Annotated in this window: 23 protein-coding genes; 7 read left to right on the top strand and 16 right to left on the bottom strand. The window is 66.0% G+C overall.

The annotated features are described in order from the left end of the window. Positions 1 to 123 precede the first annotated feature (123 nt). The 10 genes from ACMPH2_RS03500 to ACMPH2_RS03455 form a co-directional block, all read right to left on the bottom strand. A complete protein-coding gene (locus tag ACMPH2_RS03500; RefSeq protein WP_009279545.1) occupies positions 124 to 1,200 on the bottom strand; it encodes an ABC transporter ATP-binding protein in 1,077 nt (358 codons plus the stop codon). Between the two features lie 3 nt (positions 1,201 to 1,203). Next, entirely contained in the window at positions 1,204 to 2,922 is a 1,719-nt protein-coding gene (locus ACMPH2_RS03495) for an ABC transporter permease (protein WP_009279546.1), read from the bottom strand. Positions 2,923 to 3,042: 120 nt separating this feature from the next. Continuing rightward, positions 3,043 to 4,203 (bottom strand): extracellular solute-binding protein, encoded by a 1,161-nt coding sequence (locus ACMPH2_RS03490; RefSeq protein ID WP_417118641.1) that lies wholly within the window; start codon positions 4,201 to 4,203, stop codon positions 3,043 to 3,045. Positions 4,204 to 4,402: 199 nt separating this feature from the next. Next, the gene (locus ACMPH2_RS03485; protein ID WP_417118640.1) at positions 4,403 to 5,251 is read right to left on the bottom strand and encodes a DegV family protein; all 849 of its coding nucleotides are present in this window, start codon (positions 5,249 to 5,251) and stop codon (positions 4,403 to 4,405) included. 4 nt (positions 5,252 to 5,255) lie between these two features. Further along, entirely contained in the window at positions 5,256 to 5,699 is a 444-nt protein-coding gene (locus ACMPH2_RS03480; protein WP_009279549.1) for a MarR family winged helix-turn-helix transcriptional regulator, read from the bottom strand. Positions 5,700 to 5,977: 278 nt separating this feature from the next. Beyond that, positions 5,978 to 6,856: an ABC transporter ATP-binding protein gene (locus ACMPH2_RS03475; protein WP_417118639.1), complete on the bottom strand. Its 879-nt coding sequence runs from the start codon at positions 6,854 to 6,856 to the stop codon at positions 5,978 to 5,980. Positions 6,857 to 6,859: 3 nt separating this feature from the next. Continuing rightward, positions 6,860 to 7,897 carry an ABC transporter substrate-binding protein gene (locus tag ACMPH2_RS03470; RefSeq protein WP_417118638.1) on the bottom strand — a complete coding sequence of 346 codons (1,038 nt, stop codon included), beginning with the start codon at positions 7,895 to 7,897 and terminating at the stop codon, positions 6,860 to 6,862. 2 nt (positions 7,898 to 7,899) lie between these two features. Beyond that, positions 7,900 to 8,667 carry an ABC transporter permease gene (locus ACMPH2_RS03465; protein WP_417118637.1) on the bottom strand — a complete coding sequence of 256 codons (768 nt, stop codon included), beginning with the start codon at positions 8,665 to 8,667 and terminating at the stop codon, positions 7,900 to 7,902. Next, on the bottom strand, positions 8,668 to 9,009 hold the full coding sequence (locus ACMPH2_RS03460; RefSeq protein ID WP_009279553.1) for a thiamine-binding protein: 342 nt from the start codon (positions 9,007 to 9,009) through the stop codon (positions 8,668 to 8,670). A gap of 270 nt (positions 9,010 to 9,279) precedes the next feature. After that, a complete protein-coding gene (locus tag ACMPH2_RS03455) occupies positions 9,280 to 10,524 on the bottom strand; it encodes an ATP-binding protein (protein ID WP_009279554.1) in 1,245 nt (414 codons plus the stop codon). Positions 10,525 to 11,259: 735 nt separating this feature from the next. Here ACMPH2_RS03455 and ACMPH2_RS03450 point away from each other — a divergent pair. From ACMPH2_RS03450 to ACMPH2_RS03430, 5 genes are all read left to right on the top strand, one after another. Continuing rightward, complete coding sequence (locus ACMPH2_RS03450) at positions 11,260 to 12,060, top strand: spermidine synthase (protein WP_417118636.1); 801 nt, start codon at positions 11,260 to 11,262, stop codon at positions 12,058 to 12,060. A gap of 272 nt (positions 12,061 to 12,332) precedes the next feature. Then, complete coding sequence (locus ACMPH2_RS03445; RefSeq protein WP_417118635.1) at positions 12,333 to 13,304, top strand: alpha/beta fold hydrolase; 972 nt, start codon at positions 12,333 to 12,335, stop codon at positions 13,302 to 13,304. Then, positions 13,301 to 14,791, top strand: coding sequence for a glycerol kinase GlpK (glpK, locus tag ACMPH2_RS03440; RefSeq protein ID WP_062529939.1), 1,491 nt, complete (start codon positions 13,301 to 13,303; stop codon positions 14,789 to 14,791). Before ACMPH2_RS03445 ends, glpK begins: the two co-directional genes overlap by 4 nt. A gap of 144 nt (positions 14,792 to 14,935) precedes the next feature. Continuing rightward, on the top strand, positions 14,936 to 15,445 hold the full coding sequence (locus tag ACMPH2_RS03435) for an HsmA family protein (RefSeq protein ID WP_062529937.1): 510 nt from the start codon (positions 14,936 to 14,938) through the stop codon (positions 15,443 to 15,445). 27 nt (positions 15,446 to 15,472) lie between these two features. Beyond that, complete coding sequence (locus ACMPH2_RS03430; RefSeq protein WP_062529933.1) at positions 15,473 to 16,039, top strand: TetR/AcrR family transcriptional regulator; 567 nt, start codon at positions 15,473 to 15,475, stop codon at positions 16,037 to 16,039. A 135-nt stretch (positions 16,040 to 16,174) separates the two neighbouring features. Here the strand turns inward: ACMPH2_RS03430 and ACMPH2_RS03425 are convergent, their stop codons facing one another. Further along, positions 16,175 to 16,387: a type II toxin-antitoxin system antitoxin gene (locus tag ACMPH2_RS03425; protein ID WP_009279561.1), complete on the bottom strand. Its 213-nt coding sequence runs from the start codon at positions 16,385 to 16,387 to the stop codon at positions 16,175 to 16,177. A gap of 14 nt (positions 16,388 to 16,401) precedes the next feature. Then, the gene (locus ACMPH2_RS03420; protein ID WP_417118634.1) at positions 16,402 to 17,424 is read right to left on the bottom strand and encodes an SPFH domain-containing protein; all 1,023 of its coding nucleotides are present in this window, start codon (positions 17,422 to 17,424) and stop codon (positions 16,402 to 16,404) included. Between the two features lie 387 nt (positions 17,425 to 17,811). On the opposite strand from ACMPH2_RS03420, the gene ACMPH2_RS03415 reads away from it, so the two are divergent. Further along, positions 17,812 to 19,104, top strand: coding sequence for a M20/M25/M40 family metallo-hydrolase (locus ACMPH2_RS03415; RefSeq protein ID WP_417118633.1), 1,293 nt, complete (start codon positions 17,812 to 17,814; stop codon positions 19,102 to 19,104). Between the two features lie 113 nt (positions 19,105 to 19,217). Beyond that, positions 19,218 to 20,474, top strand: a complete 1,257-nt coding sequence (locus ACMPH2_RS03410) for a PASTA domain-containing protein (protein WP_417118632.1) — start codon at positions 19,218 to 19,220, stop codon at positions 20,472 to 20,474. A gap of 9 nt (positions 20,475 to 20,483) precedes the next feature. On the opposite strand, the gene ACMPH2_RS03405 is transcribed toward ACMPH2_RS03410, so the two are convergent. The 4 genes from ACMPH2_RS03405 to ACMPH2_RS03390 all read right to left on the bottom strand — a co-directional run bounded on the left by ACMPH2_RS03405 (position 20,484) and on the right by ACMPH2_RS03390 (position 23,907). Beyond that, positions 20,484 to 20,888 carry a GIY-YIG nuclease family protein gene (locus tag ACMPH2_RS03405; protein WP_417118631.1) on the bottom strand — a complete coding sequence of 135 codons (405 nt, stop codon included), beginning with the start codon at positions 20,886 to 20,888 and terminating at the stop codon, positions 20,484 to 20,486. Next, the gene (locus ACMPH2_RS03400; protein WP_417118630.1) at positions 20,881 to 21,465 is read right to left on the bottom strand and encodes a hypothetical protein; all 585 of its coding nucleotides are present in this window, start codon (positions 21,463 to 21,465) and stop codon (positions 20,881 to 20,883) included. Before ACMPH2_RS03400 ends, ACMPH2_RS03405 begins: the two co-directional genes overlap by 8 nt. Positions 21,466 to 21,486: 21 nt before the next feature. Further along, positions 21,487 to 22,764: an O-acetylhomoserine aminocarboxypropyltransferase/cysteine synthase family protein gene (locus tag ACMPH2_RS03395; protein ID WP_417118629.1), complete on the bottom strand. Its 1,278-nt coding sequence runs from the start codon at positions 22,762 to 22,764 to the stop codon at positions 21,487 to 21,489. A gap of 105 nt (positions 22,765 to 22,869) precedes the next feature. Then, positions 22,870 to 23,907 carry an acyltransferase family protein gene (locus tag ACMPH2_RS03390; RefSeq protein WP_417118707.1) on the bottom strand — a complete coding sequence of 346 codons (1,038 nt, stop codon included), beginning with the start codon at positions 23,905 to 23,907 and terminating at the stop codon, positions 22,870 to 22,872. Positions 23,908 to 24,257: the final 350 nt, after the last annotated feature.

Below are 24,257 nucleotides of genomic sequence, written 5' to 3'. Positions count from 1 at the left end.
AAGATTCTCGTGACCTGCTTAAACGAAAAATCCCGCGCAAGCCAGAAATGACCTGCGCGGGACCCAAACCTCCCCGCGACCCGAGCCACCGCCCGAGTCGCCTGTCTACGCGACCAGTAAACCTTACAGCACGTGGACGTCACTCGCGTGGAAGTCGAGGAAGGCCTTCTCGCCCACCTCGTAGATCCTCTTGTTCTTGGGGTTGAACTCGGTAATCTTGACCAGGTGCTCGCCGCAGCGCACGTGGTAGTTCTGGTAGTGCCCCATGAAGCGCGAGAGCACGACCTCGCAGGGCAGCGCGCCCTCGTCGGCCACGTGGGCGGACTCCGGCCTCAGCACCAGCGTCACGTCGTCACCCACGGCCTTGCCGTTGCGCTCGGCAACCTCGATGGCACGGCCCTCGACCATGACCTGGCCGGACTCGCCGTCGATGGACGCCAGCTTGCCGCGCAGGAAGTTGGACTCGCCGATGAAGTCGGCCACGAACTCGTCCACCGGGCGGTAGTACACGGTGTGTGGGTCGCCAATCTGGTCGACGACGCCCTTCTTCATGACGATGATCTTGTCCGAGAGGGCCATGGCCTCGGACTGGTCGTGCGTGACGTAGACGGCCGTGATGCCCGCCTCCTGCTGGATGCGGCGGATCTCGGTGCGCATATCCACGCGGAGCTTGGCGTCGAGGTTCGAGAGCGGCTCGTCGAAGAGCAGCACGCCCGGCTCGATGACCAGCGCGCGGGCCAGGGCGACGCGCTGCTGCTGGCCGCCCGAGAGCTGGTTGGTCATGCGGTCTTCCATGCCCTCGAGGCCCACGAGCCCCAGGATGTTGGTGACCTTCTCGCGGATGGTGTCCTTGTCCATCTTGCGCAGCTTGAGGCCGTAGGCCACGTTGTCGAAGATGTTGTAGTGCGGGAGCAGCGCGTAGCTCTGGAAGACCATGGCCGTGTCGCGCTTGTTGGGCGTGAGCTCGTTGATGGCTTCCTCTCCCAGGTAGATCTCTCCCTCGTTGGGGCTCTCGAATCCGGCGATCATGCGCAGGATGGTGGTCTTGCCGCAGCCGGAGGGTCCCAGCAGCGTCACGAACTCGCCGGGCTCGATGTTGATGTTGGCGTCATGGACGGCATAGAAGTCCTTGCCGGTCTTGGGGTCCTGGTAGATCTTGGAGATGTGCTCCAGGCGCACGCCCTTCTTCTCCTTGGCCATGGCTTAGTCCTCCTCGGTGGTCTTGATCTTGGCGCTGGTGCCGAAGTGCTTGATGGCGACGTTCATCAGGAGCACGGCACCGTAGGTGATGGCAATGAGGATCGTGGCGAACGCGCAGGCGACGCCGTAGGCGCCCTTCTCGGCGTACTCGTTAATCTGCACCGTGATGAGCAGGAACTGCGGCGTCACGAGCAGGATGATGGCCGAGATGGCAGTGATCGAGCGCACGAAGGCGGTCACGAGGCCCGAGAGGAACGAGTCCTTGATCAGGGGCAGCGTGACGGTCATGAAGACCTGCAGCGAGTTGGCGCCCATGTCGTAGGCGGACTCCTCGATCGACTTGTCGATCTGCCTCAGGGCCGAGATGCCCGAGCGCGTGCCGGTGGGCAGCGAGCGCACGATGAAGACGATGATCAGGATGGCGCCCGTTCCATAGAGCCCCTGCATGAGGCCGGTGTGGAAGATGCCGCCCGAGAAGCCGCGGATGTAGCCGACGCCCAGGACGGTGCCCGGGACGGCCATGGCCAGCATGGACACGGCCTCGATGAAGCCCTTGGTGCGGAAGTTCCTCTTGACCACCAGGTACGAGATGATCATGGAGAGGAGCGCGGTGATCGGGCTCGCAATCAGCGACAGCAGGAAGGAGTCGCGGAAGGCCTGGAAGCCGTGGTGCATGGTAAAGACCTGCTGGAACCACTTGGTGGTCAGGCTGAAGTCGTAGCCCCAGGTCTTGAAGAGGGCGCCGAAGGGCACACAGACGTACATCATGATGACGAAGATCGCGATGGCGCCACAGAGGGCCGAGAGGGGCAGGCGCACGGAGTTGTCGGTGATGAGCATGCGCGCGCGGCTCGCCTTGCCCGTGAGGGTGGCCGTGGACTTGGCCTCGAGCACGTACTTCTGGACCACGAACATGGCCAGGGTGATGAAGAGGAGGACCACTGCCATCGCCGCGGCGCCCTGCTTGTCGTAGGCGCCGGTGATCTGCAGGTAGATCGAGGTCGCCAACGTGTCGTAGGAGCCGCCGATGAGCATGGGGTTGGCAAAGTCGGCGATGGACTCGATGAAGGTCACCAGGAAGGCGTTGCCCAGGCCCGGAAGGATCAGGGGCAGCGTGACGGAGGTGAAGACCTTCCAGCGGGAGGCGCCCATGTCGCGGGCGGCCTCCTCGAGCGACGGGTCGATGTTCTTGAGCAGGCCGCGGAACATCATGTAGCAGACCGGGAAGAAGGTCAGGGTCTGCACCAGGGCGATGCCCCAGAAGCCGTACACGTTGTTGTCATAGATGCCCAGCAGATAGCGGGTTATGATGCCCGCCTTGCCGAAGAGCATGATGACCGAGAGCGAGAGCACGAACGGCGGCGAGACGACGGGCAGCATCGAGACGACCTTGAACAGGCCGCTCACGAACTTGGTCTTGAGCTGCACGTACTCCTCGACGTAGGCAAAGAGAAGGCCGATGAGGGCCGCCAGGATGCCGACGAGGAAGCCCACCCTCAGCGTGTTGGTGATGGCCGTGTCGAAGGACGGCATCGAGAGCACGCGCTTGAAGACGTCGAGCGTGGGGCCATTCTCCCCCACGATGCTGTCCACCATCAGGATGGCCAGCGGATACAGAATGAACAGCGTCAGGAACGCTATGAGCACGGCAATGGTGGTGACCATGATCGGGTCAGCCATCAGCTTCTTGCGGTCAAGCTGGGCGCTCTGATTCTTCGCCATTGCTCCCCTCCCTGGGTCGTGGGCCAATACGGCGCGCACCCCGATGCAGAAGAGCCGGGCGGATGGAATCTCCACCCACCCGGCTCGCTGCCGCGTCAGGGCGCGGTTGGGGCTTCTCCGCTACTCGGTCTGGAAGCGCTTGGTGTCGCCGGTGTCGGCACCGGAGCTTGCGAGCGCCTTCATGATGTCGTCGACGTACTGCTCGGTGTTGGCCTTGGCGTCCGCGAAGTCGTAGTTCATGACGTTGTCGGGGTCGAGGCCGAACTGGCTGACGACCTCGGGCTGCTTGGCGTCGTCGATGACCAGGAACTGGTAGGCGCCGACCTCCTGTGCGCGCTCGACGCACTCGGGCGAGAGGGCGTACTCGATCCAGAGCTTGGCGGCGTTGGGGTGCTTGCAGCCCTTGAAGATGGCCGTGGCGCCGACCTCGTAGGACGCGCCGGACGAGGGGATGGACATGCCGATGTTGCCATAGCCGTTGTCGACCATCTGGAAGACGGCGTCGTGCAGGAAGCCCAGGCCGATGGTGCACTCGCCGGTGCCGACGTTCTTGGAGGGGCCAGAGCCGGACTTGGTGTAGACCTGGACGTTCTTGTCGAGGTCTACCAGGTACTTGATGCCCTCGTCGTGGCCGTACTTCTGGATGACGGTGTTGAGGATCAGCTTGGCGGTGCCGGCCGTGTTGTAGTTGGACATCCAGATGAGGTCCTTGTACTTGTCGCTCAGGAGGTCGGGCCAGTCGGTGGGAGCCTCGAGGGACTTGCGCTCGAGCTCGTCCTTGTTGAAGAAGAAGCCCAGGATGCCCTTGTAGATGCCGTACCAGTTGCCGTCGGGGTCGCGGTAGACGTCACTGATGAGGTGGCTGGCGTTGTTGGCCTGGTAAGGCTCGAGAATGCCCTTGGTGACGGCGACGTTGTAGGGGTCGGTGGTGCCGCCGAACCAGACGTCGGCGGAGGGGTTGCCCTTCTCCTCCTCGACCTTGGACTCGACCTCGCCGGTGGAGAGGCGCTGGTACTGGGTCTCGATGCCAAAGAGGTCCTGGAAGTGCTGGCAGCAGGCCGCGACGTGGGCCTCCTCGCAGGAGCCGTACACCACGAGGGTGCCTTCCTTCTTTGCCGCGTCGATCATCTCCTGCGAGGCGACGCGGCTCAGGTCCTTGCCGGAGTCCTTGGCGGCGTCGGTGGCGGCGCCGTTGGACCCGCCGCCACAGCCGGCGAGACCGGCCGTCACTGCAAGAGCCGCAGAGCCGGCGAGGAAGTTCCTACGGGTGATGTGTGCCATGTCGTCCCTCCATAAATGGTTTGGGCTGATGTTTGCTCGGGGCCGGCTGGCCCACTCCGCCTACCATGGCACCCAAGCGGCGCAAGATGTGGTGCCAAGCAGGCAGATATCGCCAAACGGTATGCAAGGGGTGACCAATAGCATGCATGCCGGCCACCAATGGCACGCGGGCCGGCCGACAAGGCCAGCCCGCGAGAATCTAAGCCTGCGAGAAGTACGCCAGGGCGATGCCCCCGGGACCCACGTGGGTGCCCACGGCGCTCCCCACGGTGTGCACGGGGATCTCGTCGAGCCTCCCCTCCCAGAGCCAGCGCGAGTCCTCCACGTACTTCCTGAGCAGGTGGTCGGAGGGGCCCGAGTAGCCGATGGCGAGGGGTAGGCCGATGTCGATGCCGCCGGAGCGCTCCACCTCCTCGCTGAGGAGGTTGCGGCCGTTCTTCGACCCACGCGCCTTGCCCAGCGTGACCACGGCGCCATCGCGGATGGCAACGACGGGCTTCACCTGCAGCATGGTCCCGATGCCCGCGCTCACGGCGTCGATGCGCCCGCCGCGTCGCAGGTACTCGAGGGTGTCGAGCAGGGCCACGAGCCTGACGTCGCCCCTCTTGCGCATGAGCTCCGAGGCGATCTGGTCGGCGTCCCTCCCCTCGGCCGCGAGCCTCAGCGCGAGCTCGACCAGGATGCGCTGGCCCAGGCAGGCGTTGAGGGAGTCGACCACGTGCACGCGACCACCGAAGCCCTCCGCCGCCACGACGGCGCTCTGGTTCGTGCCGCTCAGCTTGCTCGAGATGGTGACGCATACCAGCTCGTCCTCCGGCCCCTCGAGCGCCGCCTCGAAGGCCTGCTGCCACTCGAAGGGCGTGACCTGACCCGTAGTGGGAAGCTCCTCTCGCTCAACGAGAAGCTCGTAGAAGCGGGCGTGGTCCAGGTCCACGCCATCCTTGAAGGTCTGGTCCCCGAAGCTGATGGAGAGGGGCACCACCCTCAGCCGGGGATCGTCGATGTCGTCTATGTCCGACGCGGAGTCGGTGATGATGCGCACTGCCATGTCTCTACCTCTCGCCGATCTTGGACAGGTTGTCCCTTATGGAGCCGAGGGCGCGGTACATCGCCGCGCGGTCGGGCTCGTCGACGCCATGGGCCGCTCGGGCCACGACGTCCTCGATGATCTGGTTGACCTCGCGCATGGTGCGAAGGCCCCTCTCGGTCAGACGGATGGGGGACTTGTAGCGCGTGCCCCCCTCGGGCACGTCGATCCCCACGAAACCGCCGCGCTCGAGCGCCGCCACCGTGCGCGAGACCGCGGCCCGGTCGTTGCCGATCAGCCGCGCGAGCTCGGAGGCGGTGTAGCCCGCGGGCTCCCGCTCCAGGTAGTAGAGGCACATCACGTCGGTGCCCTTGAGCCCGAAGCGCCGCATCTCCTGCGCCTTGATGCGGTTGACCTCCTTGCCCACCGCAGAGACCAGCCCGACGAAGTCCTCGAAACGCGAGTCCACGCTTCCCCCCTTCTCCCAGGCCGGCCGATGCGGCCCCGTTGGTGGTGACCAGCTCGTAGCGATCCGCTTACGGCGGCCCCATTTGTTGATTGGTCAACATTCTAGGCTTGTATGTTGAGCAGTCAATAAGTTTGTGGGACGTACGCGCGCAAACCACAGACTGCCTGCGCTCAGCCCGACGTTTGCCCAGCTCACAAGAAAACGGCGCGCACCCCACGGATGGAATGCGCGCCAAACCGCCCTTCCCTCTACTGGCGACCCACATCGTAGCCCGCGGCCTAGATAAGCGAGAGGAGCTCCCTCTTGCAGTCGAGGAAGTCCCGCGTGAGCGCGAACTCCGCCGCGCTCGTGCCCGACGCCGGTCGCGGCACGGCCAGCTCCGCCACGACGCGGCTGGGCACGCCGGACCTCGGGTCGCCGCGAAGCACGTACACCCTGCTTGCCATGGTCACGGCCTCGTCCACGTCGTGGGTGATCACCAGCGAGGCGATTCCCAGCTCCGTAGCCATGTCGCAGTACCAGCTGCGCAGGTCGACCCTCGTGAGGGCGTCCAGGGCGGAGAAGGGCTCGTCCAGGAGGGCGACGTCGTTTCCCATGAGGTAGGTCCTCAGGAAGGCAGCGCGCTGCCGCATCCCGCCCGAGAGCTCCGAGGGCCAAAGGCCCTCCGTGCCGGCGAGGCCGAAGCGTTCGAAGAGCGGCAGCGCCCTCTCGCGCGCCTCGGCGCGGGGCGTGCCCGCGATGGTCAGGGGCAGGCAGACGTTGTCCAGGATCCTGCGATTGGGCAGGAGGAGGTCCTTCTGCAGCATGTAGCTCACACGCCCGGGGACGCCGGTCACGTCCTCGCCGTGCAGGAGCACCTTCCCCGCGAGCGGGCGGGCGAGGCCCGAGAGCGCATGCAGGATGGTGGTCTTGCCGCAGCCGGACTTGCCCACCAGGCAGGCCACCTCGCCAGGCCGCAGCGCGAGGCTCACGTCCTCCGCCACGACGTGCGCGCCCCCGTCCCAGGAGAGGGTCAGCCCCCGCGCCTCGAGGGCGAGCCCCTCTCCCCCGCCCGGTCGCGAGCGAGACGTGGCCGCCGTCGCCTCGGTGACCGCCATCGCCACGGCCGCCGTCGCCACGTCCGCAGACTCCGCGTCCGTCGTCCGCTCCCCCGGCACCTCCTATGCCTCCAGGTAGTCTGCGGTCCAGCCAGCGTCCACGTCGATCTTGTTGGCGACCAGGCCGTTGTCGTTGAGCCACTGGAAGTAGCGCGCCCAGCGGGCCTTGTCGATGACGCCCCAGCTCGCGGCGTCGGCCACGTACTGGTCCTTGAGGTAGGACTGGCTCTGCCTCACCAGGGCCGCGTCGAGCTCGGGCACCTCGGCACAGAGCAGGTCCGCCGCGGAGTCGGGGTCCTTCACGGCGTACTCGTAGCCGCGTCGGACCGCGCGCAGGAAGGCCTTCACCACGTCGGGGTTCTTCGACGCGAACTCGGGGTTGGCCGCGATCACCGGCGTATAGAAGTCGAACACCTCGTCCATGTCGATGAAGCTGAAGTAGTTGACGTCGTAGCCCTGGACGGCGGCGTTCTGCACCGCCCAGCCCTCGTAGACCCACACGGTGTCGAACATGTTGGCGCGCAGGCCCGCGATCTCGTCGTTCACGGCGTAGGGGACCATCCTCACCTTCGAGTAGTCTCCGCCGTCGGCCTCGACCACGTCCTTGATGGTCGCCTGCTCGATGGGCATGTCCCAGGTGGCGTAGACGTGGTCCTCCATGCCCTTGGCGGAGGTTATCGCATCCTCCTTGCGGCTCATGATGCCGGAGGTGTTGTGCTGCAGGATGGCAGCGACCGCCGTGACGGGGAGGTCGGGCGAGTTGCTGAGCACGTTGGCGATGTAGTCCTGGTAGCTCACGCCGAGCTGGGCCTGGCCCGAGCCGATCATGGTCTCGGCCGTGTCCTCGGCGGGTTGGACGATGCTGACCTCCAGGCCCTCCTCGTCGAAGTAGCCCTCGTGCTGCGCCACGTAGATGCCCGTGTGGTTCGTGTTGGGCGTGTAGTCCAGACAGAAGGTGACCTTCGTCTTCTCCTTGGTGTCGGCGGCGGGCGCGGCGGTGCAGGCGCCGCAGCCGGCGAGCACAAGAGAGCTCGCGTCGGCGGTCGATTCGGCGTTGAGGCCACGGCGGCTGAGGTTGGCAGGGGTGACGAAGCTGGTCATCTCTATGTCCTCTCTGCCCTCTTCCAGGTCATGCAGATCCGTTGCAGAAGGTCGACGCCGGCCATGAGCGCCAGCGATAGCGCCGAGATCAGCACGATCACGGCGAACATGCGGTCGTACGAGAAGGACTTGCGCACGCGGGTCATGTAGACGCCCAGGCCAGAGAAGCCGCCCAGCCACTCGGCAATCACCGCGCCCACGATGGCGTAGGTGGCGCTGATGCGCAGGCCGCTGAAGAACTGCTCGGCCGCAGCGGGGAGCTTGACCTCCCAGAAGACCTGCCAGCGGGTGGCGTTCATGGTGCGCATGAGGTCTATGAGGTCAGGGTCGACCGAGCGGAAGCCCCCCACGAGCGAGACCGTCACCGGGAAGAAGGTGGTGAGCACGATGAGAACCACCTTGGGTGCCAGGCCGTAGCCGAACCACAGCACCAGAAGCGGCGCCACGGCGACGGTCGGGATGGTCTGCGACAGGGTGACGAGGGGCTCGAAGGCCAGGTAGATGATGTCGAAGCGGTCCATGAGCACGGCGAAGGCGAAGCCCACGGCGCAGCCGATGGCGAGTCCCAGGGCGGCCTCGACCAGGGTCGTCGCGGCATGCGCGGCAAGGAGCGGCAGGTCGCCCGCAAGGGCGGCAACCACCTGGACGGGCGTGGGCAGCAGGAAGTTGGGAACAAGCCCCCCTGTCACGACGAGCTGCCACAGGGCGAGGAGCGCCGCGACGGCGAGGAGCGGGACCAGGACCTTGCGCGTGCGCGAGGGCGTGGTCACCTAGGCCACCGCGCCCTCTGCCTTGGGGGCGAACTCGGAGTCCGTCTGGTGGTACTTGCCGATCTTGTGCTCGGTGGACATGACGTCGCCGCCAGGACGGTACGAGATCTTCACATAGCTGGCGCTCTCGGCGCAGCCGGCCTTGGCACCTGCCTCGATGCAACGCTTCACGAGCTCCATGCAGGCGTCGAAGTCGCCTTCTATCGCGGTCTCGAAGGGCCCGACGTAATAGTCGAGGCCCGAGGCGTCGATCGCGGCGATGACCTCGTCCACGATGCGGCAGACCTCGTCGTCGGAGCCCGCGTTCATGGGCAGGTACTGGAGGGCAACGGAACAGTTCATAGGCACTCCCCTCTGCGGGTGCCTCGCGGCGGCCCGCCTAGACCGGGACCCGCGCAAAGCGTGTGCCTTGGTCCCTACGCTGGCATTACCCAGATCAGGTACGGGCGGCAGCCGTCGGCGGCCACCCCAGGGTCAGGGGCGCCATGGCCCCAGTCTCAGCCGGCGTGCGCCAGCTCCCCTTTTTTCGACAAGCATTATAGTGCTTTGGATGTGGCACATCACACGACCCCTGACGGGGTGCCGGGGTGGGATGGTCCGCAGTTGGATTTGTCACCGCCCGAATCCGAACCGCCTTTCCTCCGACACAAAGCGGATGAGGTTCTCGTGGATGACGCCACTACGCTTCTGCAGCAGATGATCGCAGGTGAGGAGGTATTTGGGATAGCCGTCGCGGGCCTTCTCGAGTGATGCGTATTCGCGGTCCTCGGTGGAGCGCTCGGCGATGGTATAGGAGACCTGCACGTACGAATAGTCCTGCGCACCATCGCGCAGGATGAAGTCGCACTCGAGCTTCCCAATCCTACCGACACTTGCGGAGTAGCCTTGCGCGCGGGCGTACTCGTACACCACGTTCTCGAGCACGGGACCGTAGTTGATGCGATTGTCGGTGTTGAGGGCAAAGTAGAACCCGAGATCGGCAAGGTAGTACTTCTGCTCGCGGGCAAGAGAGCGCCTCGACTTCATGTCGAAGCGCGGACAGCGGTAGAGAATCTTGGCCTCTTCAAGAACGGTGACGTAGCGGTGCACCGTCTCCTCCTTGATGGGTACCCCCTCGACGTCACGGAAGTATGCAGCGATGTTCCTGATGCTCGTCGTCGACCCAAAGTTGTTGATCATGTAGTCTCGGACGCGCTCGAAGACCGACACATTACGCACCTGAACACGGCGTTTGACGTCCTTCTCGAAGATCTCACGCACGACACCTTCGACGTAGGTCCGCTTCTCCGCCAACGTGGCGAGGTCGACCGCGCGGGGAAAGCCGCCCTCGAGGATGAAGTGGTCGAACTCCTCGGCGACATTGGGGCTTATCTCCTTCCCGTAGAGGCGTTTCATCCCCTCGTACTCAGCAAAAGTGAGCGTAAAGACCTCGAACTCCAAGTAGCGACCGGTGAGCTTGGTGGCGAGCTCGCCGGAAAGCAGGTAGGAGTTCGAGCCTGTGATGAAGATGGAGTGTGTCCCCTCCCCACGCCAAGCGTTGAGCACCTCCTCGAAGCCCTCAACGTTCTGCACCTCGTCAATGAAGAGGTAGGTCATGCCCTCCGGGGCCGAGACGCGCTCGATGAGCTCGTCGAGCGCGTCCGCAGTCCTCACCTTGCGGTAGCCGCGCGAGTCGAGGTCGAGGAACACGAGGTTGCGCTCCGGCACGCCCTGCTCCGCCAGCTCGTCGGCCACCATCCGCATGACGGTGGACTTCCCGCAGCGACGCACCCCCGTGATTACCTTGATAAGGTCAGCGTGCTTCACGAAGGGACGGATCCTCGAGAGGTAAAGCTCGCGCCGATAGATAGGCTCCATACATGTCTCCAAAGGCGTTTTAGGGTAGTACTCTTACAAATTTTAACAGAAGTACCACCCTATAAATGGTTTTATACAGCCTTCGATATTTCAACAAGATCAGGAACCGCATCGCCATAAACGTCAAGTCTCAGGGCTTCCATGGTCACTCCCGTCTGATGGGGTTGCCAGTCTCTATCGAGGCGATCAGTAATCTGTGAATGCTTTCGGCAGTCCAATACTCACCCTCGGAGAGAAAAGGTGCCTTATTGGAAGTCACATAGAACTCTCGCGCGACCTTCGCCTCATCCTGCAGTCCCAGCGAATCAAAAGCGACGGTCTCCGCCTCTTGGTCGAGACATACGATTCTCATGCACTGCGCTCCATGCGCGCCAGACTCCCCAATTGGCTCCTGACAAAGGTGAGGCGTCTCGACATAGGGGCTGGGCCCGTCGAAAAAACTTGTTTCCGTGCATGCCGATGCGCTGGTTGAACGAGTGCATCCAAGTATAGGAACCACCCTCGGTCGAAGACCAAACCTCGGCTTCGGTTCCCTCCGTACAGAGAGCCCACTCGTCTACGGCGCTCACTTTTTCGATGAGCCAATCAAGCTCTACGAGCGTTTTCTCGACGAGCTCAGCCGGGTGGCAGCCGCCGTATGGCCCCGCCGCCGCCCGCCACGACAACCGTCGCGACACCCCGCCACAACGACACCCCATGCCCCCGACGTGTCAGAATGGCCCCGAAGGGAGCCGCATGTCACTGTCCCACCTCATAGACGGCCTGCTCGGACGCGTCGCGCCCATGCGCGTCGTGGCACGCTACCCCCACGGCATGTTTGGTCCCGTCCGCGTCCTGGACACGCATGACGTGGACGGCCTGCCCGTGCGGATCCTCGAGGTCGACGGCAGCTGGCAGAGCGCCACCTACCTGGACGACGGCTGGTGCGAGCTGGCCTTCCCCTACCATCGCCTCTACGACGACGTACTCGTGGCCGCCCATGCCACCGGCAACGTCCTCATGCTGGGCGGAGGTGCCTGCGCCTACCCCAAGTACGCCATCGCCCACCATCCCGAGGCGACGGTCGACGTCGTCGAGGTCGACCCCCTCACGCTCGAGCTCGCACGGCGCCACTTCTTCCTCGACCGCCTCGAGGAGCGCTACCATGCCCAGGCGAAGGGTCGCCTGCGGCTGCACCAGGCCGACGCCCTGGACTTCCTCCGCACGACGGACCAGCGCTACGACGCGATACTCAACGACTGCTTCCAGGCGGAAGAACCCCTCGCAAGCCTCTCCGCGCCCGAGGCCCTCGACCTCGTCCGCGCGCGCCTCCTGCCGCACGGCCTCTACCTCATCAACGTCGTGAGCGCACTCAAAGGGCCGGACTCGGCTCCCCTGGCGGGACTCCTTCCCCTCTTCGGTGAGCGCTTCAAGACGGTACTCGTCCTGCCCTGCGGCGCCGACGAGGCCGACCTGCCCGACAACAACGTCGTGGTGGCAACAGACGCCGCGCCCGAGCTCGACGGAGCCCTCGACGCAAGCGCGCTCGGCCTGTAGTGCAGGCCCCGTCCTCGCGCTCGCCCCTACGCGACAACCCAGCCGCGCGCCAGCCTCGGCCACGCGCCCCCGCACGGTGGTGGCCCGCCCCGGCCGCACCCACCCGGCCCCCTCCCGCGAACGGCGCAAAAACGCCCCTGAACGCATATATTATCCAATCATCCCGCGCCCATCGAAGCGTAGGAGCTTCTCGCGGAAGCGCCCCGCAGACCCCCTTCTGACCTGCATACAATCTGACGCACAGGACGTCTGTGACGGAAGGGGAGGGACCCATGGAGCAAGAGGCGTCGCCGTCACTGCGCGTCGAGCGCCAAGAGGTCAGGTTCGACTCCGCGGACGAGGTCTCCCGCATCCACGGCTACGTCTGGAGGGGCGTGGGAGAGGAGCCCCGCGCCGTAGTCCAGCTGATCCACGGCATGGCGGAGCACGTCGGGCGCTACGACGAGTTCGCCGGCCACCTCGTGCGGCGGGGCTACGCCGTCTGCGGGCACGACCAGATCGGCCACGGCCTCAGCGCTCCCGCAACCAAGTGGGGCGTCCTGCCCTCGCGCGGCGGCCGCGACATCCTCGTCGAGGACGTCCATCGCCTGAGGCGGCTCGTCTCGCCCATCTTGGGAGAGGGGCTTCCCCACTTCGTCTTCGGCCACTCCATGGGCAGCTTCGTCGCGCGCGCCTACGTCTCCGAGCATGAGGACGGCCTTGCCGGCGCCGTCATCTGCGGCACGGGCTTCGTGCCCCCCGCCACGTCCGCCGCCGGTCACGCCCTGGCACGCCTCATCGCTTGCCTGCGTGGCGACGCCCACAAGAGCGAGCTCCTCCACTCCATGGCCGACGGCGCGTACGCCAAGGCGGTACCCCACGCGCGCACCGAGTTCGACTGGCTCTCGCACAACCAGCGCAACGTCGACGAGTACATCGCAGACAAGTCCTGCGGCTTCCTCTTCTCGGCCGGGGGCTACGCCACCCTCACCGAGCTCACGCGCGAGGCCTGCTCGCCCGAGTGCGCGCGGCGCGTCCCCAACGACCTGCCGCTCCTCTTCATCGCGGGGGCGGAGGACCCGGTGGGCGACTTCGGCCGCGGGGTCATCCGGTCCGCAGACCTCGCCCGTGACGCCGGCTCGACCGACGTCGCGTACCACCTCTATGCCAACATGCGCCACGAGATCTTGAAGGAAGACGCGCGCCAGCTCGTCTTCGACGACGTTACCCGCTGGTTCGACGAACACTTAGGAGAAGAGAGATGAGCAAGGACTACGTCATAGCCCTGGACCAGGGCACCACCTCGTCGCGCGCCGTGCTCGTCGACCGCGAGGGTCGCATGGTCGACTGCGTGCAGCGCAGCTACCAGCAGATATATCCCCAGCCCGGCTGGGTCGAGCACAACCCGCAAGAGATACTCCTCTCGCAGCTGGGATCGCTCACCGAGCTGGTGAGCCGCCACGGGCTGAGCGAGCGCAACGTGGCGGCCATCGGCATAGACAACCAGCGCGAGACCACCATGGTCTGGGACCCCAGCACCGGAGAACCCATAGCCAATGCCATCGTGTGGCAGTGCCGCCGCACGGCGGACATGGTGCAGGAGCTCTGCGGCACGGACGAGGTCCGCCGGATGGTGCAGGGCAAGACGGGCCTCCTGCCCGACGCCTACTTCTCCGCCAGCAAGCTACGCTGGCTGCTCGACAACGTGCCCGGCGCCCGCGAGCGCGCCGAGGCGGGCGAGCTCCTCTTCGGCACGATAGACAGCTGGCTCGTGTGGGTGCTCACCGGCGGCATGGTGCACGCCACGGACGAGACCAACGCCAGCCGCACCCTGCTCTACGACATCCACGAGGGCCGCTGGGACGAGGGGCTGCTCGCCCTCTTCGACGTCCCCGCCTGCATACTCCCCGAGGTCAGGCGCTCGGCCAGCCTCTTCGGCGAGACGAGCTACCCCGGCGTGCCCGCGGGCATCCCCATCTGCGGCGTGGCGGGAGACCAGCAGAGCGCCCTCTTCGGCCAGTGCTGCTTCGAGGCGGGAGAGGCGAAGAACACCTACGGCACTGGCTGCTTCCTGCTCATGAACACCGGCGACGTCGCGGCTCGGTCCAAGAACAACCTGGTCACGACCATCGCCGCGGCAGCCCCCGGCACCGAGCGCACGCAGTACGCGCTCGAGGGCAGCGTCTTCGTCGCAGGGGCGCTCATCCAGTGGCTCAGGGACGAGCTGGGGCTCATCCGCAGCGCGGAGGAGACCGAGTACCTGGCCCGCAGCGTCCCGGACAACGGCGGGGTCTACATCGTGCCCGCCTTCACGGGGCTTGGCGCCCCCTACTGGAGACCCGAGGCGCGCGGCCTCATCTGCGGCCTCACCCGCGGGACGACGCCCGCCCACATCGCCCGTGCCGCCCTCGAGGCCCTGGCCTACCAGACGACCGACCTGGTGAGGGCCATGGAGGCGGACGCCGGACGCGTCCTCTGCGCGCTCAACGTGGACGGCGGTGCCTCCAGGAACGACTTCCTGGCGCAGTTCCAGGCGGACGTCCTGGGCATGCGCGTGAGGAGGCCCCAGAACATAGAGACCACCTCGCTGGGGGCCGCCTACCTCGCCGGCCTCACGAGCGGCTTCTGGTCGGGCACGGACGAGCTGCGCGGCCTGCGCGGCGACGATGACTGCTTCGAGCCCCGGATGGGGCGTCCCGAGGCAGAGCGGCTGCTCGCGGGCTGGGCACGGGCCGTGGGCCGGGCCATGTGAGGCACCGGCAGCGGCGTGGACCATCCCCTCTCCACAGTGAACAACGCACGGCTCGGTTCACCACCGGCTGCCTATAGTGAACGGTGTTCACACACGGCGGTGCGCGGCCCTTGGGGAACCGCGCCCACGGCTCGGGGAGCAGACATGGGCAGCACCATCGCATTCGCGTCCGTCGCCATCACGGCGGCGCTCGTCCTCTACACGGCAGGCGTCTTTGGGGAGCGCAGGCACCACTACCTGGGCAAGGCGCAGCTCGCGCTCTTCTGGGCGGGACTTGCCTGCGACAGCACGGGAACCGCCCTCATGGGCAGCTACGCCCGCACCAACGGCATCTCGGGCCTGGGCGTCCATGCCGTGACGGGCGCCGCCGCCATCGCGCTCATGCTCGCCCATGCCGTCTGGGCCAGCCTCGTCGTCTGGCGCGGGAGCGAGCGGGCCCGCCAGGGCTTCAGCCGCTACTCCGTCGCCGTCTGGCTCGCGTGGCTCGTCCCCTACCTTGTGGGGCTGCTCATGGGCATCCCCGCGCTGGGCATGACGGGCACGAGGGCCGGCGTCGCCTCCGTCGCCATCGTCGCCGCGATCGCCCTCGTGCTGCGCCTGCGTCAGGAACCCACGACGCACGAGGACGCCGACGGCACGCGACGCCAGGCATAGACACCCCGACAGGACCAGGAGGCAAGGATGCCCAGGAGACGCACGAGCCAGGAGCAGATACTCGACGCGGCCTGCGGCCTGGCGCGGAACCACGGCCTCGACGCGATCAGCATCCGCGGTGTGGCGCGTGCCTGCCAGATCTCCGTCGGTTCGGTCTACAACTACTACCCCTCGCGCGACGAGCTGGTCGCGGCCACGGCGGAGGCGCTCTTCAGGGACGCCTTCTTCGCGGACTTCTGCCAGGTCCGAAGCCAGGAGCCCTACCTCGACTACTGCCGCCGGCTCTTTGCGGGCCTGGACGAGCACCTCTCTCCCCTGGGCTCCAACTGGCTCGCCCAGCTCCACGCCCTGGGCCCCGGGGGGCGCGAGGCGGGACGGGAGCGCATGGACGCCCTCCTCTCGCACATGCTGGAGGGCCTGGCGCACGTCCTGGAGTCGGACCCCTCCGTCAGGCGAGAGGTACTCCGGGGCCAGCTGGAGCCCGAACGCATCTGCAGGCTTACCCTCGACGCGATGTTCGACGCCCTCAGGCGGCGCTCGGACTGCCAGACCCTCTTCGCCCTGATGGAGCGCGCCCTCTATGGCGGCGGCTAGCGCCTCGGGCCGCGAGCGAGGGGCGGAATCACGGAGGGAGAGGTAGCACGGGCATCCGTCGTGCAGAACTCGCCCGAGTTGACAGATTGGTGCCATCTCGGGCGCGTTCCGCACGACGACGCCAAGCTTCGCCGCCTAGTCCCGCGACCTAGGGAGCTGTTCCTCTCCCCCGGAAGGGGGAGCCACGTCCCCTCCGCCCCTCCCGGGCAGCCTCCCCGCCCGGCGCAGCGCGTCCCGCACGATCCACTCGACCTGCGCGTTAGAGCTGCGCATCTCGTCCGCCGCCCACCTCTGGACGGCGGACCAGAGCTCGGGGTCGATGCGCAGGGGGTACTGCTTCCTCGCCAACGCGACGCACCGCCCTACTGGTACAGGCTGCCGGTGTTGAGCACGGGCTGCGCCTCGGACTCACCGCAGAGCACCACCATGAGGTTGGATGCCATGACGGCCTTGCGGTCGTCGTCGAACTCCACGATCCCGCCGTCCGAGAGCTGCGCGAGCGCCATGTCCACCATGCTCACGGCACCCTCGACGATCTTCTTGCGTGCGGCGATGACGGCGTCGGCCTGCTGGCGGCGGAGCATCGCCTGGGCGATCTCGGGCGCGTAGGCCAGGTGCGTCAGGCGCGCGTCGTCCACGGCGACGCCCGCGACGGCCAGCTTGCGCTCGAGCTCCGCCTTGAGGCTCTCCGAGACCTCCTCGATGTTGGAGCGCAGGGTGATGGAGCTCGCGCTCTCGTCCTCGTCCTCCATGTGGTCGTAGGCATAGATGCTGGCAACGTGGCGCAGCGCGGTCTCGGTCTGCATGCAGACGAAGCTCTCGTAGTCATCCACGTCGAAGACAGCCTTCGCCGTGTCGGCCACGCGCCACACCACCACGGTCGCAATCTCTATGGGATTGCCCATCTTGTCGTTGACCTTGAGGCGGTCGCCGTTGAGCGTGCGTGCGCGGGTGGAGATCTTGGCGCCGTGCACATGAGAGGGAGAGCCCGCGCTGGCGCTCGAGATGCCCGTGAGGGAGGCGGCTATGTCCACCGAGGGCGAGGCGTTGGAGCTGCCCAGGTTGCGGGAGTAGAAGGGGTTGGCCCAACGCAGCCCCTCGTCACGCACCGTGCCCACGTACTTGCCAAAGAGGACACAGATGCGTGCCTGTCCCGGCTGCAGGGCGAAGAAGCCGCAGCTCAGGATTATTGCCACCGCCAGCATGACGAAGCCCAGCGGAATGGCCACCCAGGCAGTCACGGGGGCGACGAGCCCCAGGTCGTCGTAGAGGCTGACGTTCATGATGCCTCGCACGACCATGTAGACGCTCGCCAGGTACAGGACGACGACCACCAGGAGCATCGCCCAGCCAGACGCCGCGTGGGCCTTCTTCTCTGCGCTCATGTCTCGTTCCCTTCTGCGCGAGGGGCCGACCTCCCCCATGGAGGCGCTGCCCTCGTGTCCCTCCCCGCACGGAGAGGCTGAGGTCATAATGATATCACTTTGAGGTCTTGTCAACGTACCATAGGAGAGAAGGAGAGAAACGCTCCAAAATCGTGCGCAGGTCACTCCCGGTCTGCGCGCCGTGCCGACAAAAGGCCAGGTCAGTGCGATTTCGTGCGCAGGCCATTCCTCGTCTGCGCACGAAGAACTCCACGACGCACCCCAAAACGCCCATTGACTCGCGCAACCGAACCCCGCGCGCCTGCCCCCGCGCCTGCCTCCGCGCCTCGCGCGCTCGCGACCCCCCCTGTGACATCATGGAACCAGCCACAGACCAGGGAGGCCAGGATGGACGAAGCACTGCTGCAAAGGCTCCGGGCCTACGCGCGGGACCACCACGACCAGGAGCTCGAGCTGCTCCGCACGCTCGCCGGCATCCCCGCCCCGACCCGCCACGAGGAGCGCCGGGCGGCCTTCGTAGCGGAGTGGCTCAGACGGCAGGGCGCAAACGAGGTCTGGGTGGACGAGCAGAAGAACGTCCTCTGCCTCCTCAGACGTCCCTCGGGCGAGAGCGACCACGCCGCGCCGTCCAGGCCCCAGGCCAGCCCCGGAACGCCGTCCCCCTGCCGTGACCTCGTCCTCTTCTGTGCCCACACCGACGTCGTCTTCGACGACGTCGAGCCCTTCGAGGTGCGCGAGGAGGGAGGGCGGCTGCTCGCGCCGGGCATAGGCGACGACACGGCGAACCTCGTGGCGCTGCTCATGGCGACGAGCTGCCTGTTGGAACACCCACAAGAGCTCGCTGCGGCCACCGCACGGGCGGACCTCCTCGTCGTGGCCAACAGCTGCGAGGAGGGCTTGGGCAACCTCGACGGGACCAAGGCCGTCTTCCGCTGGCTGGAGGCCTGCGGCACGACCGTGCGAGCGTTCGTCTCGCTCGACCTGTACCTGCCCCAATGCATAGGCGTGGCCGTGGGCTCCGAGCGCTGGAGGATCGAGGTCAGGACCCAAGGCGGGCACTCCTACCACGATTTCGGCCGCCCCAACGCCATCGAGCGCCTCTGCCGCGTCGTCGGCGAGCTCTATGCCAGCACGCTGCCGCAGGACCCGACCACGGGCGCCCGGACCACCATCAACGCGGGACGCATCGAGGGCGGGAGCACGGTCAACGCCATCGCGTCCCAGGCGAGCTGCCTCTTCGAATACCGCAGCGAGTCCGCGGCAAACCTCGCGGCGATGCGCACCCGGCTGCAAGAGGTCGTCGCCAACGCGGGCGAGAGGGGCGTCCGCACCTCGCTCGAGCGCATAGGCATGAGGCCCGGGAACGCAGGCACCCGCCCCGAGGCGCAGGAGCGCGTCACAAGGCTCGCCTGCGAGGCAATCCGCTCCGTCACGGGAGAGGAGCCCGACCTCTCCCCCGCCTCCACGGACGCCAACATCCCCCTCAGCCTAGGGATCCCCGCCCTCACGGTGGGGACGGTGCATGGCGGCCTCCTCCACACCAGGGACGAGTGGGTGGACCCCGGGAGCCTGGAGGACGGGCTCGTCCTGGCCCTCGCGCTGATGCTCGAGCTGCCCGGCGGGGCAATGTCCCAAGACGACCTTATTCACAAGCTGAATTGCCCCCAAGCCCCCCCATAACCACCTTCCACGGCAGCGAAAAGTGACAAGTCACAGGTCACTGGCGTAAGATAGTCCAACGCTTTTTGGGACAACCTGTCCCACGGCACTGCAGGAAGGCGAGAGGAACCAGCGTGACCGACGACAGCGACCGCATGCCAAGGGTCGAGGACGAGCCCAGCCCGACGGGCGAGGGCAACGTCCCGCGCCATATGGCGACGAGCTGCCCCTGGCCCAACGGGCAAGAAGAGGTCGTGCTCCCCGAGCACTCGGCAACCGAGCACGCGCGCGTCGAGCACGTCGATGCGGCGCTGGAGCCCGCGAGTGCGGCGTCGCCCGATGCCGTCGGCACACCCTCCGAGGGCGAGCGCCTGGAGCCTGACACCACCTCCGCCGTGGCGCCAGGGGACGCGGCACCCTCCCAGGCGCTGGACGAGCAGCTCCCCACCATCGAGGCCGCGCCCACCCCCAAAGAGGACGACGACGCCGTCGACGACGGCAGCGCCCTGGGGCCAGACGCGACCGGAGCCGTGAAGGCCGCGGACGTGAGGGCCCCCAAGATCGAGCAGGGCTGGGCCGTCGACGAGGGCACGGGGACGCTGCCGGGAGGCCGAGGGTTCCCCCACCTGCTCGTCGCCGGCATCATCGCGGTCCTGGTCGCCATCCTGGGGTCCAGCCTCATCCTCACCAGCTGCTTCGGGCTCTTTTCCGACCCCGAGGTACCCAACGTCGTGGGCCTTGATGCCGCGTCTGCCCAGGCGGAGCTCGAGTCGCAGGGCTACGACGTCGAGGTGAGCGAGCAGGTCACCCAGAGCTCGGAGGACGCGGGCCGCGTGCTGGCAACGGAACCCACGGCCAGCAGCGCGCTTCCCAGCGGCGGGGACGTGACGCTCAAGGTGGGCAAGTCCCCCGAGGTGACACAGGCCGTTCCCGACCTGGTCGGGCTCTCGCTGGACGACGCCGTCACGGCGCTCGCGCAGACCAAGTTCTTTGTGAAGGACGACGTCACCTTCGCCTACTCGGACACCGTCGCCGCGGGAAAGGTGATCAGCCAGGGGCCCGAGGCAGGGGCCATGGAGGTCATGGGCACCAAGGTGGACCTCGTCGTGTCGGACGGCCCCAACCCCGACGCGGGTGACACCAGCGACTTCGCAGACGACAACGAGCAGAGCAGCGTCTCGATCCCGGACCTCAGGGGCATGACCGTGGCAAAGGCCACCGTGCTCCTTCGCGGCATGGGCCTCGAGGTGGCCAGGGGCGAGGCAGTCCTCACCGACGACTTCGTCAATGGCACCGTCGCCGCCGTCGAGCCCCCCACGGACAGCGTCGTAGCCGTGGGCAGCACGGTCACCATCCACGAGGCACAGCCCAAGGCAGGCACGGCCAACTAAGCCGCAGGGCTAGGCGCCTGTCGGGACCACAGCCTCCTCCCACAGGACAAGCCGTTCCTCCTCGCCAACGGGCTCCCACCCCCCTCCCGCAAGCTCCGGGGCAGCGAGCAGCTCCAGCTTCTGGGAGCGGCTCGCATGGTGCAGGCGCCACTCCAACCTGCAGGCCAACGAGCGGCCCTCGCAGTCCCAGAGCCCCCGCAGGCCGACGGGCCGATGTCGCTGCGTGTAGCGGGCCCCAGGAGGCCTCTGGGAAAGGTGCTCGCGCAGGCGCCGCACCACGTCCGTGGTGATGCCGGAGTAGAGCGAGCCATCCTCGCATTCCAGCACGTAGACGTAGTAGGTTCTTGGCTTTGGGGCCGATTCGTCCGAGATGGGTCCTCCCTTTTGCCCGGCGGACGGCTCAGCCTCAGGCAAGGCGCGGGCCCTCGTCGTCCCAGACAAGGGGAAGTCCCATTCCCGCAAGGGCCTCGACCACGTCGCGCAGCCCCTCGGGAGCGCCGTCGTGGCCAAAGCCGCTCGCCCCCATGCCCGCGCCGGCGCACTCCAGGGACCAGTGCCATCCGCCCGGGCGCGCCGCCGGTGCGCCCCCGCCGTGCTCCCAGGGCTCCAGGTCCAGCCCTCTGAGCGCTGACGCCAGGGCGCTGGCCTGTCCCCCTTCCAGGTGGGACACCCGCCTCGCGCGATGGTTGCCCTCGGCCCACCAGAGCTCGAGCGCGTCGTCCTCGGTTCGGCCGACGAAGGCCTCGAAGCCGCCTCCCGCAGCCGCACCGCAGCTCACGCGCAGGTGAAGGAGGGCGAGCCGTCCCGCAAGCTCGCCCATGGACTCCGGATACGCCCGCTCGAGCGGCTCGACCATGGCCTGCGGGACGGACAGGAAGTCCTCCTCGGCCTGGGGGTCGATCAAGGCGACCTCGCACACGCCCTCCTCGACGGAGTAGACCGTGCCGTAGCCGCCCGTCGCGGCGACCCTCACCAAGGCGTCCCTCTCCATGCTCCCTCCCTCGCGCTGGCCCTAGACGGACGCGAGCGCCTGGTCCAGGTCGGCCACCAGGTCCTCCCCCGCCTCCAGGCCGCAGGAGAGCCTGACCATGCTGGGGGATATGCCCGCCGCCACAAGCTCCTCGTCGCTCATCTGGCGATGGGTGGAGCTGGCGGGGTGCAGGCAGCAGCTGCGCGCGTCCGCCACGTGCGTCTCGATGGCAAAGAGGCACAGCGCCGCCATGAACCTCTCCGCCTCCGCGCGGCCCCCCGCCACCTCGAAGCTCACCACACCGCAGCTGCCGTTGGGCAGGTACTTCTGCGCAAGGGCGTAGAACTCGTCATCGGGGAGCCCGGGGTAGCGAACAGAGGCCACCTTGGGGTTGGACTGCAGGAACTGCGCCACCGCCTGGCCGTTGGCGCAGTGCTGCGGCATGCGGACGTGCAGGCTCTCGAGCCCCAGGTTGAGGTAGAAGGCGTTCTGGGGCGACTGTATGGAGCCGAAGTCGCGCATGAGCTGGGAGGTCGCCTTGGTGATGAAGGCGCCTGCCCGGCCAAAGCGCTCGGCATAGACGATGCCATGGTAGGACTCGTCGGGCGTGGTGAGACCTGGGAAGCGCTCGGCGTTGGCCATCCAGTCGAAGTTGCCGGAGTCCACGATGGCGCCACCCACGCCGCAGCCGTGGCCGTCCATGTACTTGGTGGTGGAGTGGGTCACGATGTCGGCGCCCCACTCGATGGGCCGGCAGTTGACGGGCGTGGGGAAGGTGTTGTCGACGATCAGGGGCACGCCGTGGGCGTGCGCGGCGGCGGCGAAGCGCTCGATGTCCAGGACCGCGAGGGCGGGGTTTGCGATGGTCTCGCCGAAGACGGCCTTGGTGTTGGGACGGAAGGCCGCCTCGAGCTCCTCGTCCGAGCAGGTGGGAGAGACGAAGGTGGTCTCGAGCCCCATCTTTGCCATGGTGTGGGCGAGGAGGTTGTAGCTCCCGCCGTAGATGGTGGAGCAGGCGACGACGTGGTCGCCTGACTGTGCGATGTTGAACACGGAGAAGAAGTTGGCCGCCTGGCCCGAACTGGTGAGCATGGCCGCGCTGCCGCCCTCGAGGGCGCAAATCTTCGCGGCGACGGCGTCGTTCGTGGGGTTCTGCAGGCGGGTGTAGAAGTAGCCCTCCGCCTCGAGGTCGAAGAGCTGCCCCATGTGCTCGGAGGTGTCGTACTTGAAGGTCGTGGACTGCACGATGGGGATCTGGCGCGGCTCCCCGTTCCCGGGCGCATAGCCAGCCTGGACGCAACGCGTGGCAATCTGGGTCATGTGAGCTCCTTTGGGTCAAAGGGCAACCAGACGAGGCACCGGTCGCGAGGAGGGCCCTCCCCTAACGCGACCACGTCCGAAACCTTACACCAAGGAGAGGACCGGCTACCCGACGTTCAAGCGGTGGAAACGAGAGTTGAAAGCCGTAGACAACAGTCTCCAGGCCATGACAAACAACAAAGTCAGAGCCAACGCAATTGTCACGTGAATTATTCTGCCGCCGCGAATGCCACTATAGAGAGTCTTGAAAACATCAATCGCCGCAATGCGACAGGCGGTTTGGTGAAAAAGATAGAAGGACATCTCGATTGCGTAAAAGCTCTGGAGGGGCGCCAGGGACAAAAAGCGAGAGATAGGCCCTTCTCCCCTAGCAAAGACCACCACCAGTGGGCATGCAAGAAAAACAAAAGCAGAGCGCGGAAGCAGCGCATTACCGTACCAGACAGCGGTTACATAGACGGCAACTATCGACAACTCGAGAGTCGCCTTCTTCCAAGGACTGATACCTCTCGTGGGCAAAAAATCCGTAAAGACGATGCCAACGCAATAGGCAAGCGAAAATTCCAGGAGACGGACGAGAGGATTGCTGTGGACGCTGTAGGAATAGATATCTGGAAATGTCACGGCAAGTAATTCGGCAACCGTCCGCACCAAGAAGATCGTCGCCATGAGCAAAGACATCTTTAAGACCTTTGAGTCGAGAGCGGTCGCACCCATCACTCTTTTCACGACGTATGCAACGAATGGGGTCGCTGCATAGCAAAGCAACAGCGCAGATAGGAACCAGCTTGCACCATTGTATTCCGGAAGCAATGCAATCTTGGGAAACCAGGATTGCATCAACAAGAGGTAAGGCAGCATTGTTCCCACGAACCTCAACTCGAGGGTGATTTTTCCAGTCAGGAAAGACAGGGCGACAGCCGACAGGAGGGATGCGAGATACACCGGATAAATGACGCGCAACTTCCTACGCACGGAGAGAAAGCACTCCTCCAACATGAACTCCCAAGAGAAGCCATGTCGGTACGCCTCAAGGAAGCCAGAGGAAACGAAAAATATCTCGCAGCACCTAGCACCCAAATCGGGCGCTTTCAACACTCCACAATGCCAAACCAAAATGAGAAGAAGCGCCATGGACTTCATTCCCGAGACTGCCCTTAGCCATGGCCTGGACTCACCCAAGTAAAATCTCCTCGTTAGTCACGTATCTTCAGACGAAGCATACCGCTAAACACACCTCAGTCTGCACTACCCAAGTAGGCCCTCGATGTGACGATGCGAAAATCAACTCTCATGACATGTTCGCCCTTTTGAGCGCATCTTGGAAAAGACCACAGACTCCTTTCTGGATAGTTTTAGGAGGCATGGTCATTCCGTTCGTTTTATCAACACGCGAGAAAATTGGCGCATTCAACGCGCAGAATACCGACTCATCTTTCCATGACGCATCAAAAGAACCTGCACCTATCTCGCCTAATATCCTTTCTTTCCAT

The sequence above is a fragment of the Olsenella phocaeensis genome (genome assembly GCF_048189965.1).
In the GTDB taxonomy this organism is placed as follows: Bacteria; Actinomycetota; Coriobacteriia; order Coriobacteriales; family Atopobiaceae; genus Olsenella_I; species Olsenella_I phocaeensis.
Note: the sequence above shows the minus strand (reverse complement) of the source record. Positions and strands in the feature narration are given on the sequence as shown.